Source organism: Bacillus sp. T2.9-1 (assembly GCF_950097965.1).
Lineage (GTDB): Bacteria > Bacillota > Bacilli > Bacillales > Cytobacillaceae > Niallia > Niallia hominis.
The window spans coordinates 29,286-47,368 of sequence record NZ_CATNHG010000091.1; the positions used below are offsets into that span (position 1 = coordinate 29,286).

22 protein-coding genes, 1 riboswitch and 1 other annotated feature are annotated in these 18,083 nt (G+C 33.5%); of the genes, 10 read left to right on the top strand and 12 right to left on the bottom strand.

Annotated features, from left to right (window positions below):
* Positions 1-28: 28 nt before the first annotated feature.
* The 4 genes from QQZ16_RS11970 to QQZ16_RS11985 all read right to left on the bottom strand — a co-directional run bounded on the left by QQZ16_RS11970 (position 29) and on the right by QQZ16_RS11985 (position 4,706).
* A complete protein-coding gene (locus tag QQZ16_RS11970; protein ID WP_235252071.1) occupies positions 29-544 on the bottom strand; it encodes a hypothetical protein in 516 nt (171 codons plus the stop codon).
* Positions 545-1,154: 610 nt separating this feature from the next.
* Positions 1,155-2,795, bottom strand: coding sequence for a methionine--tRNA ligase (metG, locus tag QQZ16_RS11975; RefSeq protein WP_031535904.1), 1,641 nt, complete (start codon positions 2,793-2,795; stop codon positions 1,155-1,157).
* A gap of 129 nt (positions 2,796-2,924) precedes the next feature.
* Positions 2,925-3,179: a binding site (T-box leader), on the bottom strand.
* Positions 3,180-3,398: 219 nt separating this feature from the next.
* Positions 3,399-4,157, bottom strand: coding sequence for a class I SAM-dependent methyltransferase (locus QQZ16_RS11980; RefSeq protein WP_031535907.1), 759 nt, complete (start codon positions 4,155-4,157; stop codon positions 3,399-3,401).
* A 165-nt stretch (positions 4,158-4,322) separates the two neighbouring features.
* Positions 4,323-4,706 (bottom strand): PH domain-containing protein, encoded by a 384-nt coding sequence (locus QQZ16_RS11985; protein ID WP_031535909.1) that lies wholly within the window; start codon positions 4,704-4,706, stop codon positions 4,323-4,325.
* Between the two features lie 234 nt (positions 4,707-4,940).
* Between QQZ16_RS11985 and QQZ16_RS11990 the strand changes: the two genes are divergently transcribed.
* The 4 genes from QQZ16_RS11990 (at position 4,941) to QQZ16_RS12005 (ending at position 6,560) form a co-directional block, all read left to right on the top strand.
* Positions 4,941-5,264, top strand: a complete 324-nt coding sequence (locus QQZ16_RS11990) for an ArsR/SmtB family transcription factor (RefSeq protein WP_031535911.1) — start codon at positions 4,941-4,943, stop codon at positions 5,262-5,264.
* A gap of 25 nt (positions 5,265-5,289) precedes the next feature.
* Entirely contained in the window at positions 5,290-5,520 is a 231-nt protein-coding gene (locus tag QQZ16_RS11995; protein WP_031535913.1) for a hypothetical protein, read from the top strand.
* Positions 5,521-5,533: 13 nt separating this feature from the next.
* The gene (locus QQZ16_RS12000) at positions 5,534-5,761 is read left to right on the top strand and encodes a hypothetical protein (RefSeq protein WP_031535915.1); all 228 of its coding nucleotides are present in this window, start codon (positions 5,534-5,536) and stop codon (positions 5,759-5,761) included.
* A gap of 94 nt (positions 5,762-5,855) precedes the next feature.
* Positions 5,856-6,560: a DUF3298 and DUF4163 domain-containing protein gene (locus QQZ16_RS12005; RefSeq protein ID WP_031535917.1), complete on the top strand. Its 705-nt coding sequence runs from the start codon at positions 5,856-5,858 to the stop codon at positions 6,558-6,560.
* A gap of 83 nt (positions 6,561-6,643) precedes the next feature.
* On the opposite strand, the gene QQZ16_RS12010 is transcribed toward QQZ16_RS12005, so the two are convergent.
* Complete coding sequence (locus tag QQZ16_RS12010) at positions 6,644-7,156, bottom strand: haloacid dehalogenase (RefSeq protein WP_031535919.1); 513 nt, start codon at positions 7,154-7,156, stop codon at positions 6,644-6,646.
* Between the two features lie 406 nt (positions 7,157-7,562).
* On the opposite strand from QQZ16_RS12010, the gene QQZ16_RS12015 reads away from it, so the two are divergent.
* The 5 genes from QQZ16_RS12015 (at position 7,563) to QQZ16_RS12035 (ending at position 10,938) form a co-directional block, all read left to right on the top strand.
* The gene (locus tag QQZ16_RS12015; RefSeq protein ID WP_031535921.1) at positions 7,563-7,886 is read left to right on the top strand and encodes a hypothetical protein; all 324 of its coding nucleotides are present in this window, start codon (positions 7,563-7,565) and stop codon (positions 7,884-7,886) included.
* 657 nt (positions 7,887-8,543) lie between these two features.
* On the top strand, positions 8,544-8,726 hold the full coding sequence (locus QQZ16_RS12020; protein ID WP_031535923.1) for a hypothetical protein: 183 nt from the start codon (positions 8,544-8,546) through the stop codon (positions 8,724-8,726).
* 110 nt (positions 8,727-8,836) lie between these two features.
* A complete protein-coding gene (locus tag QQZ16_RS12025) occupies positions 8,837-9,712 on the top strand; it encodes a LysR family transcriptional regulator (protein WP_031535924.1) in 876 nt (291 codons plus the stop codon).
* A 168-nt stretch (positions 9,713-9,880) separates the two neighbouring features.
* The gene (locus QQZ16_RS12030; protein WP_031535925.1) at positions 9,881-10,252 is read left to right on the top strand and encodes a CidA/LrgA family protein; all 372 of its coding nucleotides are present in this window, start codon (positions 9,881-9,883) and stop codon (positions 10,250-10,252) included.
* Entirely contained in the window at positions 10,249-10,938 is a 690-nt protein-coding gene (locus tag QQZ16_RS12035; RefSeq protein ID WP_031535926.1) for an LrgB family protein, read from the top strand. The genes QQZ16_RS12030 and QQZ16_RS12035 overlap by 4 nt, the downstream gene beginning before the upstream one ends.
* A 208-nt stretch (positions 10,939-11,146) precedes the next feature.
* On the opposite strand, the gene QQZ16_RS12040 is transcribed toward QQZ16_RS12035, so the two are convergent.
* The gene (locus QQZ16_RS12040; protein ID WP_031535927.1) at positions 11,147-11,350 is read right to left on the bottom strand and encodes a cold-shock protein; all 204 of its coding nucleotides are present in this window, start codon (positions 11,348-11,350) and stop codon (positions 11,147-11,149) included.
* 466 nt (positions 11,351-11,816) lie between these two features.
* On the opposite strand from QQZ16_RS12040, the gene QQZ16_RS12045 reads away from it, so the two are divergent.
* Positions 11,817-12,110: a DUF6509 family protein gene (locus QQZ16_RS12045; protein ID WP_031535928.1), complete on the top strand. Its 294-nt coding sequence runs from the start codon at positions 11,817-11,819 to the stop codon at positions 12,108-12,110.
* Between the two features lie 58 nt (positions 12,111-12,168).
* Here the strand turns inward: QQZ16_RS12045 and QQZ16_RS12050 are convergent, their stop codons facing one another.
* The 6 genes from QQZ16_RS12050 to QQZ16_RS12075 form a co-directional block, all read right to left on the bottom strand.
* A complete protein-coding gene (locus tag QQZ16_RS12050; RefSeq protein WP_031535930.1) occupies positions 12,169-12,564 on the bottom strand; it encodes a hypothetical protein in 396 nt (131 codons plus the stop codon).
* Positions 12,565-12,965: 401 nt separating this feature from the next.
* Positions 12,966-13,451: an IS200/IS605 family transposase gene (gene tnpA, locus QQZ16_RS12055; protein ID WP_235252072.1), complete on the bottom strand. Its 486-nt coding sequence runs from the start codon at positions 13,449-13,451 to the stop codon at positions 12,966-12,968.
* Between the two features lie 172 nt (positions 13,452-13,623).
* Positions 13,624-13,824, bottom strand: coding sequence for a cold-shock protein (locus tag QQZ16_RS12060; RefSeq protein WP_031535932.1), 201 nt, complete (start codon positions 13,822-13,824; stop codon positions 13,624-13,626).
* A gap of 151 nt (positions 13,825-13,975) precedes the next feature.
* Positions 13,976-15,442, bottom strand: coding sequence for a DEAD/DEAH box helicase (locus QQZ16_RS12065; RefSeq protein WP_031535934.1), 1,467 nt, complete (start codon positions 15,440-15,442; stop codon positions 13,976-13,978).
* A gap of 542 nt (positions 15,443-15,984) precedes the next feature.
* Complete coding sequence (locus QQZ16_RS12070; RefSeq protein ID WP_016203922.1) at positions 15,985-16,185, bottom strand: cold-shock protein; 201 nt, start codon at positions 16,183-16,185, stop codon at positions 15,985-15,987.
* A 256-nt stretch (positions 16,186-16,441) separates the two neighbouring features.
* A complete protein-coding gene (locus QQZ16_RS12075; RefSeq protein ID WP_235252796.1) occupies positions 16,442-17,284 on the bottom strand; it encodes a bifunctional 5,10-methylenetetrahydrofolate dehydrogenase/5,10-methenyltetrahydrofolate cyclohydrolase in 843 nt (280 codons plus the stop codon).
* Between the two features lie 44 nt (positions 17,285-17,328).
* Positions 17,329-17,412: riboswitch (ZMP/ZTP riboswitch) on the bottom strand.
* Positions 17,413-18,083 lie beyond the last annotated feature (671 nt).

Sequence of the window (18,083 nt, forward strand, 5' to 3'; positions counted from 1 at the left end):
TCAAAATAACTCGTTAACCGTTGATTCTCTATTTTATTTTAGGTTCCTTGTCGTTATGATGGGAATCCTGTTCTAAATACTTATCAATATAGGAATAAAACTTTTCCATCGTATCCTGTTCTTTTAGAATTTTTTGGAGTTTTAAAGGATCTTTAATAACCACTTTATGCTTTTTTAAAAGCTGAATTAGCTCAGGGAAGAGACTTATATCTTCACTTTCCAAATATAAACTGGAATGGTCTTTTAAGTGGAGAATAATATTCAAATGCAAAGAGGATCCTAAAAGGTATAAGTAAACAGTTGGTACTCGTTGGACGTTAAACTCCACTGACATAATTTCTTTATATCGAACCGTTCGAATACTTTGTTTCTTCTTTTTTCTAAATAAACCACAGGGTGTAAAAAGAATTCCCAAATCACTAAAGCTTGTATAACATATTGGATAAAGCTTACTTGCATAATGTGGATATTTTTTGCCCAATACCTCTATAATGACTGGTAAGACTCTGTTCTTTCCATGGGATACAAACTCACTCCACTTCATTTTTAGCTCCCTCCTTACTTATTAACTGCTTTATTCAACTCCTTTTGCCATATACTCTCTGATAATCCGCTCTTTGTTTATTACCTTATGTCTATTCCATAGTAATGGAAAAATTGCCAAGTGATTTTTCTTACGGTCCAAGTATTGTATTTAATCTAGTATATTCATCGTACATGAAATGGTCATAAATGATAATAATAATACCTATCAATTCGATATATGAACGCAATTTTCCTGTATTTTCTCTGAAAAAAATCAATTTTCTACAATCAATTTCGGTCTTTTAAGAAAAGTCATTCTTACTGCCAAATGGTGACATACAAGATGAATGCTTATGTCGTTGTATTATCAGAGGGAGCGGAAGGAAGACGGTAAAGTAATTGGCTCTCGGAGGAATTCATCTAAAACCTTCTGATGAATAATAATTTCTTACCTATTCAAAAGGTTCCTTCCCATAGTAATAAAAACTAACCATTAACCGGGGGGTTCTGTCCTCTTCCACTGATGGTTAGTTGAAGCAATCGGATTAATACAGACAGATATCTCCTAGTACTACTGAAGTTTAAAAGTGAGATACTAGTGAAAAAAAGCTACGCGAACTGTCAGAAGGCTAGCCGTTTATCACTCCATCTTGTAGTATTTTTAACTCTTCTTCGATTAATCCTAAATCCAATCTTTCAAATAAAGGGGTGACATACAATATTTCGGATGGAAGTGTGTGTTGTAGCTTCCATTCTATTTTGTTAATACCAAGCATGTCTCTAATTCTCTGTGTAGAAAAAGGAACAAATGGTTCGAGAAGTTGGGCTAAATTTATAATAATATATGTACAATTAGCTAAAGTAATTTCTGCATCTTCCACCTTTCCCTTTATCTGTTCCCATGGTTTTTGCTTGTCAAAATAACGATTTCCATAACGAATGTAAGAAAAAATTTCTTCTAACGCTTTTTTTCCACTTCCCTTTTCAACCCATTCTCCTGACTTTTTATACACCTCTTCTGTAAACGCTATAATCCTTTTTGAAATCTGCTTTTCTGGAATCTTGCTATTCATCGCTTTCTGAATGAATTTTAATGTTCTATTTACAAAATTACCGTATGCTCCTAATAGTTCACTATTATGACTATAGATAAATTCCCGCCATGAGAAGTCTGTGTCTCTTGCTTCAGGAGCATTCATTGTTAAGAAATAACGAATGGAATCAGGATTATATTTTTGTAAAATATATGGAACCCATACAGCCCAATTTTGGCTGGTGGATAATTTCTTCTTTTCTAATGTTAAATACTCACTAGAAATGATATGTGTCGGTAAGGATTTTTTGCCCAGCCCAAGCAATATACTCGGCCAAATAACGGAGTGGAAGGGAATATTATCTTTTCCATGCACGTAATAAGAAATCGTCTCTTCCTTCCAATAATCTTCCACATTCATGCCTTCCTTTTTACATACTTCTATAGTAGCCGTTAAGTAGCCTGACACAGCTTCAATCCAAACATAAATTTTCTTCCCATCATAGCCTTCTAATGGAACATCAATTCCATTTGGTAAATCTCTTGTAACTGCTCTGTCAGGAAGTCCTTCCTCTAAGTAACGTTTTGTCAAAGAAAGAGCATTTTCACGCCAAAGCTGGTTTTCTTCAGCATGTTTTAAGTATGTCTCCATCTCTTGCTGAAACTTGCTAAAAGCAAAATAGAAATGCTCTGTTTTTTGAATGACTGGTGTTTCACCACAAATTTTACAGCGTTTGTCTTCTAACTCTAATGGATCTAATATACTAGAGCAGTAATCACATTGATCCCCTCTAGCTTTTTGTTTGCAGTGAGGACAAATGCCTTCTACTAAACGATCAGGTAAAAACTGGTTGTCTTTTTGACAATATGCCTGCTCAACTGTTTTTTTATATAAAAAATTATTCTTTAATAAAGTAAGAAATATCTCTTGAACTGATATGTGATGATGCCGTGCATCTGTTCTTGTATAAAAATCGAAAGTAAATCCTAACTGGGTAAAGCATTGATAAAATTCATTGTGGTAGCGATCGGCAATTTTCTCAACAGTTGTTTGCTCCTGTTGTGCTCGTATCGAGATTGGCGTTCCATTACAATCACTTCCTGAAACGTAAAGAACATTCTCTCCCTTTTGGCGAAAATATCGTGCCAATATATCTCCTGGCAATAATGCCGCCACATGTCCTAAATGCAAGGATCCATTTGCATATGGCCAAGCTCCCCCGATAAATATTGTCATCATTTATTCCTCCTTCATTCTCTGTCCATTTTGTTTTGTTTATCTGAATTTCGATAACGCACACTCTTACTGCCTATAAAATCCTCCTATCATTTTAAAAACCATAAAAAAAACGCCCTAATCTAAAAAGATTAGGACGAGTTTACCCGTGGTACCACCTAGCTTTACAAATAATTTGCACTATTTGCCTCTAATCAGTACGTCTTTTTGAAAGAGATACTGCCGCTGTTGTAACAAGTGCCTGTCTCGTCGTAGTCTACTCACACATAGTTTTCGGTACGAAGCTCAAAGGTCATTTTCAATAAGGTTCATTTACTTCCTTTCCACCCTCGGAAGCTCTCTAAAAAAATTTCCTTATTTACTTTTCCTTATCTACGCCATCATTTTTATTAAGATTTATTGTAGATTTTTCTTCATCAATTGTCAATATCTTTCGAAAAGTCCTTCAACTACAAAAGAAAACTTCCATTATCATAGGGGCCTTTATCCCCTCAGAAAAGCTTAGTGAACATTCGGAATCTGATCTTGCTCCCATATTCCTAAATAAGGGGTGAGAGTCGTATAAAAGTTTCTTAAAGGAAATACTAGTATTCTTCGAAACACTCAAATGATAGCGCCTACATAAACATGCAGGTCATTCGGAACTAGGATTGTTTCGTCCTTACTGTACTTTTCAAAAAGAAATTCTAGTTCACCAACAAATTCCTCGTAAAAAAAGTCATCTTCTTTTGGTGCATAGGAAGCAGACAGATTTCTGCCTATAAAATGTTCTTTATCCATTTTTAATGGATTGGAGACAGCATAATGCTCATAGCCATGCGTGAAAAATTGCTGTAAATCCAGGCGCTCAATATTAATTCCACCACTAAACCCCTGAAAATCAGGACAATATTTTTTCGATATTTTTGCCGTTTCCATATTTAAGCTACTCGTATGATCACGACTATTCCATATAAGCATGACAAGACCATTGTTCTTCAGAATTCGTTCGCACTCTTTTTTAAAGGCAATTGCATCAAACCAATGATATGCTTGAGCAACCGTAATTAAATCCACACTCTTATCAGCAAGCGCTGTTTTTTCAGCTGAACCGTTTACACATGTCACCTGTGTGAAATTTTCCATTCTTTCTTTTAGAATAGATCTCATATCGTCATTTGGCTCTATCGCTATAATATCTGTTCCAAAAGTAGCAACTAATTCTGTAAAAATCCCCGTACCAGCACCGATGTCAGCAATGACGAAATTATCTTTGGCACCAATATACTCTGTAAAAAGCTCAATAAAGAAACGTTTTGGATAACCTGGACGATAACGATCATATAATGTAGACTTCCCTGTAAATTTCGCTTCTGAATGCATATTATTCCCCCTATTCCACCCAATCTTTCCTTCTCCACCTATCTTTATCCTATAAGCACCATACTAAATAAATATTCCACAAAGAACATTACATTCCTTCTATATTTTTTTAAGAGAATGTCCCATAACTGTCTTTAAACAGTCAGGGACTAATTTCCAATTATCTTAAGCCTTTGCCACATAACTTGCAAGTGCTTTTTGCACGTCATATATGCTACTATCTTTTTTGAATTGTTTGGATATAGCTGGCAATTCTGCACCAGAAATCCAAATTTTTAATTCAGCATCTAAATCAAAGTGACCAGCAGTTTCGATACTAAACCGAGAGATGCTTTTATAAGGCACTGACAAATACTCGACTTTTTTACCAGTTAAACCTTGTTTATCAACGAGAATTAATCGTAAATCAGTAAATACAATTAAGTCTCGAATTAATTTATATGCAAGCTCTATCTGTTCATTTGATCCGATAATCTTATCTAATTCCTTTTCTAATTCTTTCACATCTGTTGAACTTGCATTTCCCATTAAACCATTTAAAAAACCCATAAAAATCTACCTCCATTTTTTAATGTATATACGAATTAACAGCTATAAAAGTTTCCTAATTTAACACTTTTCCATAAGATTGTAGTATTTATTGCGAAAAATACGAAACAACTTTATGTGATAAGCCATTGCTTTTTATTCTATTCTTATTTCCCTCCTTTTTTAATATACTTTGCAAAAAAAGTTCAAAATTGTTCTTGCATAACATTTACACCTGTAATAAAATTATTACATATGAAAAGTATAAATAACGGTGATCAATTACTCCTAGTACTTGAAGCATTGTCTAATCCGTATCGATTAAAAATTATTGCAATATTGCAAAAAGAACGAAAATACGTAAGTCTGTTAGCTCGAGAGCTTGGAATTAGTAGACCATTGTTATATTTACATCTTCAAAAATTAGAAAACGCAGAAATTGTTAAGGGACACCATGAAATTTCGAAAGATGGAAAAGCAATGAAATACTATGAATTGATTCCTTTTCATGTTCCTTTATCAGAAAAATTCATTACAGACTTGGCTAAAACCGTGTCGATAAAAAAAAGAAAGGAGTAGCATATTACATTTTAGGAGGTAACAAATGCAATTATTTAGTATGATCAATTTACTCATTTTTATTCTGCCTATAGTCTTGATCCTTGGGTTTCTATTCTATTTAGCTAGATATATGAAAAGAGCGGAAGCACGAGCAGATGAAAAGATTATTATAGAAAAAGAAAATATTGAAAATCAAAAAGAACAAATAAATGCTCTTAACAAAATCAAAGAAAGAATTGTCCACATTGAAAAAATCTTAGATGAGACAAATTAAAAGGAGAAATAATATGACTATAGCCATTATGGTTTTGCCAACTTTATTCCTTTATATTTTCATTCCTGTTTTACTTATATTTATCGTTGTTCGCTTTCTTAAACGGAAAGAGGCTAGAGCCATCGAAAGATTAAAGTTGGAAAGAAGCAGCCTATCTATTCATAAGCAGCAAATGACCATGATAAATGACCTAAATAACCATCTTAAATCCATTGAAAAAAAGCTAAAGGAAGTCGATTAATCAACTCCCTTTAGCTTTTTCCAATTATCACCATACATATCCATTCTCTTTCGTAAAAAAATAGTAATACTATCTGAAAGGAATGGAGATTTTTATGAAAAAACAAACGAATTTATTTATTCTTACGTTATCTGTCTTACATATACTTATTTTTACTATTCAACCAATACCTGCATCTGCGATTAAAACACCTAATGTGGTTATGACAAAACAATATAAAAATATCGAAAATCTCAAATATCCTACGCTAATAAGCGCACCAAATAACAAAGCTCAAAATCAAGTAAACAAAATTCTTTTACAGCATATCAAACATTCTTATAAGAGATATTTTAAATGGATGAAAGAAATGGAAAAAATGAAAACAGATCCAATTTGCAAAGAGTCACCATCTGTTTGTAAATTCGAATACATTACCAATTACAAGGTGAAATTCAACAGTAATAATAAACTTAGCATCATATTTAATGATTATCAATTTACTGGTGGTGCACATGGAAACACGGTTATTTCGTCATATAATTTTGATTTGAAATCAGGAAATCAATTGACATTAGATGACTTTCTCACATCAGAGCGAGAATATGAAAAGGTAACAAATTATGCATTAGCATATATGAAAAAACATCCTGAAATATTTTATTCAGATTCTACTGAATTTGCAGACTTTAAAGTAACAAATGAAACGAATTTCTTTTTATCTGACAAAGGAATAGTCCTAATATTCCAGCAATATGAAGTAGGTCCATACGTTTCTGGCAATCCATCCATATTGATTCCTACTTCCGTATTTCAATAATTTGAGTAGTAAAAATGGGAAGAACTTTGGTGGCCATTATTACTTTTACAGTATTGACCAACTCTCAGTTCCTCCCATTATTTCTATTTATTTTTTCTTTGTTTTTCTATTTCCGCTTTTAATCTGCCTTCTGGTGCAAAATCTGCCTCCCAATTCGGTGGCTTAATAATCTTGCCATCCCCTTCTCTGAAGCGTGGTTTGCCATCTTCAAATAATTTTCCCATATTCGCTTCTTGCACTATCTGAAAGAGAGGAAATGGCTCAACACCAGCAATGACAAAACTTCCTTGATTGAAATATTCAACATCTGTTAGTGCATCCATCTGTGCTACTAATTTATCATCGACTGGTTTCTTTTGGGTAAGTATTTTATCAGCAGCTTTATCTAATCCTTGTAAAAACTGTTTATATAATACTTGGAATTTCTGTTCATTTCCTTCAGCCGTAGCATATAGAAATTCAACTAATTCTTCTCCTGTCCAAACCGCTCGATTAACAGCTGTTTTTTCATCAATAGCAGTAGGTTCTTTTGCCACTTCATGTCCAAATGCTTCATGAAAATTTTTCACCATATGATACATCTTATTATTATCCATTACTACTCCTTTTCGAAATAAACGTAAATGTAATTAGAAAACTTCCATTAAATATGAATTTTCCCTTTAGTCCTCTCGCTGAAATTTATTATACTTCTCCTATTCTAATATGGAAGAGTTTAAAACACCTATCTTCCTCCATTTATGTAGTTATAGGCTTTTCCCGTTCGGTATGGACTAAAGACTATTGTAACATTTTGACTTTCTTTTTGTAGTACTTTCCTTTATTTTAGGAATAACGATGGAGTTAAAATAGGAAAAAAAGCCTTCCTAATCTTTCTTCTAATCTTTTATATAACACCACTGAAAGACTATTAAATCAAGCTTTTTCAAATAGTGTAAAATCATCAATTTACTACTGTTTAATAGCCTGTTATAATACTAGAGGGAAAGAGGTGTATAATCAATGGAGATATTCAGTATTCAAGAATTAGAAAAAGTAATACGTCATGTCGAAATTGAAGGACAAGGAGGAATTTTTCAAGAGGAAACTGGTAAGCAGCCAAAAGATTACCCGAAGGAATTCCTTGATCGTATCGTTAATTACATTACTGATATTCAACTAATAAAGAAAATCCAGAAATTAACGGATGATGAAGCATTACACTTATTTGTAAAATCTGTTTACGTAGTCTGTATTAAGGATTTACATAATTCGGACGATATTCAAGAAGAAGTTCTTGTACAAAAGGTTTTTTCTGATTATTTAAAAGAAACATCCATGGCATAATAGAAAATATAGCTAAATGATTTTGAAACATAACAAAGACTAGGATGCGTCTCACCCTAGTCTATTATTTTTGTTCATTTTGTTTTTTTGATTTTAAACGGTACATATTAAGATATATCATTTCTGTCGCATTTTTTTTGTATAAATTTTCATATTTTTTGTGTGCAGTTAAATTATCCTTCCAATTATGCATAAAGATTATCTTGTCTTTTAACTGGTGAAAAATGCTCATGATGTTCACACCTTTCTTAAGTTGATAATCTACTTATACCACATCCATTTCCCATTTAAACTTAAAATTACTCCGTATTTATATATAAATGTGTCTCTAATTATTTTCATCAATTCCATCAGTTCCTACAAGCTGTTAGAAAGAAGTAGCACTTTAAAAATGAAGTTGTAAAATAAATCATTTCTTAATGCGAATAAATTTTTTCTTCTAACCGAATGAAATGATCCGAGTCTTTCGTGTAATTTCCTTTCAGGCTTGATAAAATCGCCGATTAAATTCAGCCCTTTTTACCAGTATTGTGTTAGGAGCTGAACGAATACACCACAATTTTCGACAAACTACTAGCCAATAGTTGTGCTTCGCTTCTAATTTGCGTAAAATAGGTAATTATTAATACATTTTATTTAAAGGACAGGAAGTTTATTATGACTAAATTTGGTTGGTTTTTATCGCTAATTGGTTTTTTCGCAATCTTAGGCAGTGTACTGTATCCACTTGATGTTATTAGCAAGCAAACAGTATTAATACTTCTTTTTGGAGGAGCTGGCACGATGTTTGTCGGTTCGATGATTAGAAATTTATCCTTGCTAAAAAAAATACCGAAATAAACACTATTCGGCAATTATAAGGAGTTTATTACAACATAATGAATTATGGTCAAAAAGGCTGTCTCCTTGATTAGAGGCAGCCATTTTCCGTAATGAAAGGAGGAAGAAAGATGGAAATAAGACAATTACATTACTTTGTAGAAGTAGTTAAGCAAAAAAATATGACAAAGGCATCAGAGAATCTTCATATATCACAGCCTGCACTTAGTAAAGCAATCAAAAGCCTAGAAGCAGAGATTGGCTTAACATTAATTCATCGGTCAAATAAAACACATGAGCTAACAGATGCGGGATCAGTCGTTTTTGAATATGGACAAAAAATCCTTGCACAAGTGGAAGAAATGTCATCCACACTCCATGATATGACCAATTTAACAAGAGGAAATATTAATATTGGGCTCCCGCCAATTATCGGAAGTTTATTTTTCCCGAAAATAATTGCCGCTTTTCATAAAGCATATCCTAACATCCAAATTAATATAAAGGAATACGGCGCTGCCAAAGTAGTTAAAAGTGTCGAAGAAGGCGAATTTGAAATGGGGGTTGCTGTGCTTCCTTTAGCGGATGAAGATTACCATGTGTTTCCACTTGTTAAGGAAGAATTAAAATTAATTGTCCCAGAATCGCACCGGTTTGCTAGTAGAAATAAAGTTCATATGAAGGAATTAAAAGAAGAAGAATTTATTTTCTACAGCGAAGAATTTGCTCTATATGAAATAATGAGGAAAAAATTCATTCAAGAAGGATTTGAACCAAATATTATTTTCAAAAGCTCCCAATGGGACTTTATGGTGGAAATTGTCGCTGCAAATCTAGGAATTTCCATACTACCGGAATCGATATGCAATCGAGCAAATAATAATCAAGTTCGGTTCATTGATTTAGAGCCTGTTACAAATTGGGAGCTCGTTATCATAACGAAAAAGGATCGCTATCTATCCGTTGCCAGCAGAAGATTTATCGACTTTGTCCTTGATAATGAATAATTATCCTTATATTCTTCAACTCTCTCGCTTTCGCTTTTCAATAACTTTTAGTTATATTAACTATAATAACTATGTATTTTACGAATAACGATTAGAAGCGTATGATATTCATATACCAAGGAGATGGAAGATATTATTCCATCAAATGAATAACAGAAGGTGAGCCCATTGAAGAATATATTGATAATCGCTGGTCAAATTTTATTCCTCCATGTTTTTCTTTTTATCGGCATGGGAATTAAATTGATCGTTTCTATACCAATTCCAGCTTCAATGATTGGATTAATTGTCCTTTTTATTGCATTAAAGCTTAAATTAGTGAAAATTGAATGGGTCGAAAAAGGCGCTGCTTGGCTGCTTGCAGAATTGTTGTTATTTTTTATTCCATCAGCTGTCGGCATTGTAAATTACAACGAAATTCTAAATGTTAAAGGAGTTGAAACAGTACTACTAATCGCGATAAGTACTTTTATCGTAATGGGGGCTACAGGTTTTACTGCTGAAAAAATTTATAATAGAAAGAGACGTTTTAGTAAATGAAAATTATCATAATCACCATTATAACCTATGTTCTTTATCGGATAGCTAAAGCCTGCTATAAAAAATGGAATATCCCATTATTTCATCCGTTGTTAATTACCCCCATATTGCTAATTGCGTTTATTAGTATCTTTCGTATTCCAGCAACGACTTATATGGAATCAGCACAACCATTAACACATTTATTAGGACCAGCAACAATTGCTTTCGCCGTTCCAATTTATAAAAACTTACATTTGTTAAAGAAATATTTTACGATTATTATGATTAGCGTTACAACAGGTACTTTGGTCGCGATTTTTTCTTCTTATTTATTATCCATTTTGATTCATTTAAACAATGACTTTATAATGAGTATCTTGCCGCGTTCCATCACTACACCTATTGCAATAGTCGTATCAGAGGAAATTGGTGGCCTGCCAACACTAACAACAATATTTGTGATTATCACAGGGGTTCTAGGAGGAATCATTGGGCCGTATACAATAAAATGGTTATCCCTTCACTCCCCGATAGCAAAAGGCTTAGCGCTTGGAATGGGAGCACATGGAGTCGGCACATCAAAAGCGATGGAATTTGGAGAACAAGAGGCAACCTTTTCTACACTTGCAATGATTTTAGCAGCGTGGATTACTGTTTTATGGGGAACTTCTTTGATCCCGTTAATGCTTAACTTTACTGCTTAAGAGTTCGCATGCACCAGTAACAGAATAAATAATGGCAGAAGAAATGTCTCTTTATTGGCATTTCTTCTTTTTTTTGCATTAAAAAATAGACAAAAAAAATAGGACTTCTCCAGATAAGATTAGACCATACAAGATTTCTCAATCGATTACTATCAATCGAATGAACAAATCTTGTGAGGTCAATCCTTTTGGAAAATTCCTCTTCTTTTTATTTCGAATAGATGCTATTATTATTAACTACTTGAAGTTCTCTAGTTGTTTTAACCATTTCACTTCCGCATATTGGGCACTTTGGTGTCTCACTGCTTTTAAAATTATCACGAATCCAGCACTTACAAGTTTCTGATGTACAATCCCAAACCATCACTTCTTCTTTAACAATTTCTTCATTATTTCTTCTTCCAAATCCCATTGCCAAATGAAGCACCTCCAGGAAGCTAATTTTTTGTTAAATGAACTATGTGATAAAGGTAGTTTGCGCATTCTATTTCATGCTTCTACCCACATCTCTTATTACTATATTCTTCACTTCACATAGAAAATTTAACGCCATAAAATAAAAAACACTTGTAAACAAGAGAAAACACAAGAAATAATCCCTAAACAAGTGCGTGAGAAATATAAATCTAAACTAAAAACTAATATTAAATATAACATAAATACTTATGAAAGTCAAACTTTTCATTATGCCATACTTCCTACCATTAATGCAAACATTATTTTAATAAAATGTCGAGTTATCTTTCTTTCCCAAATTCTGAAAGGATTTTGGATATTAAAAATTCTTTCAATTAGCTATTCCCTACTTAATATGATATTATTTTTGAGGTGACCAAATTATCAATTGTTTTATCGAAGAATTATTGGAGGTTTATTAAGTGAACATAAAAGAATATACCATTGAGGAAATAAAAGACCCAACTGGCATTCTTATCGGAAAACGTTACGAATTTTTCCTAACTGTTGAGTTCGATGAAGACGATGAATTAGCAGAAGAAGACCATCTGCAAATAAAAGTTCTTTTCTCAGTAGATGAGGGTGTCTCTCGCATTCTTAATTATCATTTTTATAATAGCTTAGAAAATAAATACTTAGATTATGGCTTAGAAGACGATGAACTGGAAGAAATAAAAACCTTTTGCAACATGCATTATTTGGAGGAAGAAATTTAAGGCAGAAAAGAGAAAAGAACGGAAGGAATGCACTCCTTCCGTTCTTTTCTCTTTTAGCTTAAACTTCAACAGTTTTTCCATCTTCTACAATATGATGCATTAAATGCGCCAGATAGTGGATAGGACCAAACTCTTCTTCATCCTCTTCCTCATCTTCTTCATATTGCAAATCATTTAAGTGCAATGCTACAAATTGATAGAAATCTTTTAGCTGAAAACTATAGCAAGCAGATGGATCCTCATTTTCTTCTTCATACTGAAGAACTAAATAAGATTCTTTTCCTGCCTCATCCACTGCATCAAAATAAATAAAAAAACCAATATTTGTATCTAATTCAAATAATTGTCTAGTACCTCCACTCGTAGCACGATTAAAATCGTCCTCACTTAGTTTTTGTACAACCATTTGATCGACTCCATCTTCTGCATGGAAACTCACCTTAAATTCTTTCATATTATGCACCTCTTTCTTTACTTTATTATTTTATACAATTACAGTGAAATTAGCAAAGAGTTGTCCTTTCTTATTACATAAGCTCTTTCCTTAAGTGAAACAAACGACCAGTGGGGTTCGTTTCACCCATCATTTCTTTCGAATAGTTGATTTCCCAGTGTTTCTTCTAAGACATTATCACAAAGCTTGCAGATGCGTGTCTTGCTCTCCATTACTCACTTTTATTGAACTTTTCTTTTCACAAGCAACCAGTAAAAAACTTGAAAAATAAGGACCACCCGTGAGAACGGGTGGTTTTCTCTGCGGCTGAAAGCCTTTGTTACTGACCAAACCCTAAAGGGCTACTGAAAGGTTCGCCATTTGTACTACTTCTACTGGCCAGACCTCAAAGGCCTTCTCTCCTAATTATTTCGTTTCTTTTTCTTCACTTCTTCCCCTGTAAATGGATCAATATATTCCATTATCGTTAATTGTTCTGCGACTATATCATCTTGTATTTGATTACGTATATATTCTTCTATTACCTTTTTGTTTCTTCCTACCGTATCTACATAATATCCTGTACACCAAAATTTTCGATTTCCATATTTATATTTCAGTTGTGCATGTCGATCAAATATCATCAAGCTACTTTTTCCTTTTAGATATCCTACAAATGCTGATACACTTAATTTTGGCGGAATACTCACTAACATATGTACGTGATCCTTACACGCTGTTGCTTCTATTATCTCCACGCCTTTCCTCTCACACAAGGTACGTAAGATTTGTCCAATATCTTTCTTTATTTTCCCGTAAATTATTTGTCTTCTATATTTTGGTGCAAATACTATGTGATACTTACAATTCCAAGTTGTGTGTGCTAAACTATTATTGTCTTTTGACATAAGGACTTCCTCCTGGCTATTTATTTTCGGTTGGCGAACCAAAAATATTTTAGCACCTTGAGGAAGCTTTTTTAATACCACGCTGTAAGCTTTTTGGAACCCTAGGCATAGCCCAGGGTTTTCTTTTCTATAAAAAATAAAAAGAGTCCCTTAAAAGGACTCTTTATTACGATTATAGTTTTGTTACATTTACAGCCTGTGGTCCTCGGCTACCTTCTTCTATATCAAAATTAACTTCTTGACCTTCATCTAAAGTTTTGAACCCTTCTGTTTGGATAGCAGAAAAATGTACAAATACATCCTCTCCACCTTCCACTTCGATAAATCCAAATCCCTTTTCAGAATTAAACCATTTTACTTTACCTGTTGCCATTTCTTATTGCCTCCTAGATTTAAATAACATGGATATTTATGAAATACCCTTCATTTAACTAGTATACCCAATTTTCCATATTTAAAACGCTGAAATTTAAACGTCCATCTATTGTCGGAAAAATAATGTATTCTAGATAAAAGAATAGGATTTATTTGCTTCTGTTACGGCTTCTAGGTCTTCTGCTATCACCTGAAGAGTTTGGGCGTTTTCTATCATATCCGCCACGTTCTCCGCCACGATCATTGCGACGTCTACGGTTACCGCCACCGCCACCAGAACGATTATCTTTCTTTCTTGAACGCAATGGCTCAACAGCTGTTAATTTAACTGGTGTAGCATCTGGTTCTTTTGTAAGTAGCTTCAATGCAGCAGCAAGTAATGTTACTGAATCTGTTTCTTCTAATAAACCTTCTGCAACACGCTTATATTCAGAATACTCATTTTCTTCCACAGTTTTAGTAATTTTATTAATGGTAGCTTGTTGGTTACCAGCTAACACATCTGTAAGGGAAGGGATTGGTTTTTTAGACATTGATTTCTTCGTTACATTTTCAATAATACGTAAATGATCAAGCTCTCTAGGAGTAACAAACGTTATAGCAAGACCTTTTTTACCAGCACGTCCTGTTCTACCAATACGGTGAACATAGCTTTCTGGATCTTGTGGAATATCAAAGTTATAAACATGAGATACACCGCTAATGTCTAATCCTCTTGCTGCAACATCTGTTGCAACCATTATATCAATGCTTTGTTCCTTAAAGCGACGGATCACTTGGTCACGTTTCCCTTGTGGAATATCGCCGTGAATACCTTCTGCAGAATAACCACGTTTGATTAATCCTTCCACTACTTCATCAACACGTCTTTTTGTACGACCAAAAACAATTGCAAGCTCAGGTGATTGAATATCAAGTAAGCTACATAGAACATCAAATTTTTGACGCTCTTGCACTTCCATATAATGTTGTTCGATGTTTGTTACTGTCATTTCTTTTGCTTTCACTCTTACGATTTCAGGCTCTACCATGAATCTTTCTGCAAGGCTTTGAATTCTTTTTGGCATTGTCGCAGAAAACAATAGTGTTTGACGAGAATCTGGAGTTTCACTTAAGATTCTTTCGATATCTTCAATAAATCCCATATTTAACATTTCATCTGCTTCGTCTAGTACAATCATTTTTAAATCTTGTAAACGAATTGTTTTACGCTCTATATGATCAATTAATCGACCAGGTGTAGCTGCAATAATTTCTGGTTTCTTTTTTAATCCGCGAATTTGGCGATTTATATCTTGGCCACCGTAAATTGGTAATGTGCGGATTCCTTTTACAGAACCGATACGATTTAATTCTTCTGCTACTTGGACTGCTAATTCTCTTGTTGGAGCAATAACTAACCCTTGAACTGCCTTGCCAACTTCAATTTTTTCAAGTAAAGGCACACCAAATGCTGTTGTTTTACCTGTACCTGTTTGAGCTTGTCCAATCATATCTTTACCAGATAATGCAATTGGAATAGCCTGTGCCTGAATAGGTGTTGGCTCTTCGAATCCCATGTTTGATAATGCTTTTTCTAAACTGCTGCTTAATTTAAAATCTGAAAAAGTTGTCAATACTTTTTCCTCCTTGTAATTGTACTCCGTTGATTGATATTCCTTAGAATATAGGGCCATAAATGTCGTAGGATAGGATCTTTATCATTTTAAATGAATGGATTCCACTAATTTTAGCGCATGATTACTCTTTAATATAAACCTTAAAACACCGCCCTATTATAAGGGACATTATTGTTTAGAAAATACCAACCTAGAGTGTATTGTTTTATTTTGTTATAAATATATACTCTCCATTTTATTTCACTTTTTTTCATTTTCCAAAACATTAAGGTAAATAGGATCAATTAAAAGCCTTTATACCATACTTTAGTGGGAAATTATGTGGTTTTTTAACGGATGAATATAATGAAGTTGATGGAGATTTTTATATAAATGCTAAGTTAATGTAATAAGACAGTGAGTAAATCACATTATGCTTTCATTCTAAAATGATTTTTTCAAAGCGTTTATATGAAATAATCTTTGTTATAGAAGTTCTTGTAAACATCATTAAAAAAGGTGATGCATTTTGAAAGGCATCACCTTTTTTTAATTTTTTATTAAGCTTTAGTTACGTTAGAAGCTTGAGGTCCACGGTTACCTTCAACGATTTCGAAAGTTACGTCTTGGCCTTCTTCTAAAGTTTTGAAACCTTCTGTTTGAATAGCAGAGAAGTGAACAAATACGTCTTGCCCTTCAGAAGACTCGATGAAACCAAAACCTTTTTCTGCGTTAAACCATTTTACTTTACCTGTGTTCATTGTAAAACCTCCAAAAATGTGTTACACACTAAGCACCTAATATAACTTTTAGGAATCGATACCTCATTCAACATGAAAAAGCCGTAGCTGGAATGATGTAGAAGAAAATCGCCTACATACATTGCAGCTACGACCACCTTATCCATAAAACATATACCGAACTTAATTGCGTTACACTTATAATATAATCTTATTGGCTTTTTGTCAATAACGTTTTCAAAACTATTCTCGGAAATACAACAGGAAAAGCTTCTTTTTAACGAGATGCTATTTCCGCTGAGTCAACCGTGTGTTTTAAAAGCATGCTTATTGTAACAGGACCAACGCCTCCTGGTACAGGTGTAATCGCAGAAGCCTTCTCTATACAAGCTTCATAATCCACATCACCAATATTGCCTTTATTATAGCCTGCGTCTAAAATAACTGCTCCTGGTTTAATCCAGTCTCCTTGAATAAAGTTTGGTTTTCCTACTGCAGCAATAACTATATCTGCTTGTCTTACATAGCTTTCTACATTTACCGTACGAGAATGGCATGTTGTTACTGTTGCATCTTCATTTAGGAGCAATGCAGATACAGGCTTTCCTAAAATTGGACTACGACCTACGACAACCGCATGTTTCCCACTAACTTCTACTTCGTAATGTTCCATTATTTTCATAATAGCAGCTGGAGTACAAGAAGGATATTTCCCAAAACCAAGGGCCGTTTGTCCATAACCGAAACTTGTAACACCGTCGACATCTTTTTCGATATCAATTGCTTCAAATGCTTGTCGTTCATCTATTTGACTTGGGACAGGATGCTGTAGCAAGATACCATGGACATCTTTATCTTTATTTAATCTGTTAATCGTTTCTAACAATTCTTCTGTTGTTGTTTCTTTTTTCAGGTGGATTTTCCTAGATTCTATCCCAAGTTTAGCACATGCATTACCTTTCATTCTAACATATGTAGCAGATGATGGATCATCTCCAACTAATATTGTTGCTAAGCAAGGAGTTACCCCTTTTTCTTTTAGAGCGCTTATTCTTCCTTTTAAGTCATCCTTTACTGCATTTGCTACTACATTTCCGTCTAAAATCAGTTTTTTCGACATGTATATACCTCCTGGTAAATTATAGAAAGAAGTGCGTTTTGCTGCTCTTCTGCCCAGACGACCGGCTATACATATACACAGCTCCCATATGGTTATTTCCATCTATGTCGTCAGTCACTATGTATTGATAAGTACTTATGTATCATATCATAGCTCTATTTTAAATGAAATAAATTTTCCGATCATTTCTGCTTTTTAAAGCAAATGAAAAAAGGATCTTCTAAACTGATTTTAAAGTCAGTTTTAGAAGATCCTTTGACTACTGTATCCATCATGATGAATACACATTAGCTATGCATATATTTAAGGGAAATACACGAATACTAGTTAATTGGTGTAAATGCCTAAAACAACGAAAGCCCTACCTCTCTTTCATCCTTACGGCTCCTAGGCCGTGCCAGTGTGAATTTAGGGTGAATTGTGCAGAACACAAAAATACATTTCTGAAAAAAATAATGGAAGGATTAATCCGCAATAGGAAGGATTTTAAATGTGTTTTTGAAGATAATTGGAGTGTAATTGTCATGAATGTTCTTATATAGCTGTTCCGTTTACTTATAAATATCTTAGTTACCTTACACATAATTCTACAAAATTCTTTTTAAACCTCAAATACATACAAGAAACATCATATCTTAGAAATGGATATAAGTCAACTTCAACCTTCCCTATGATTGAGTCAAGTTTTTGTGGGAGTTTTTTTAGCTCCCTTTTTATAAAATAAAACTTTTAATTTTGTATCCGCTTTCTAAACATTTTCTTTCATCAAAATTTCGTTTTTTTCTTTTTTTAAAAACCT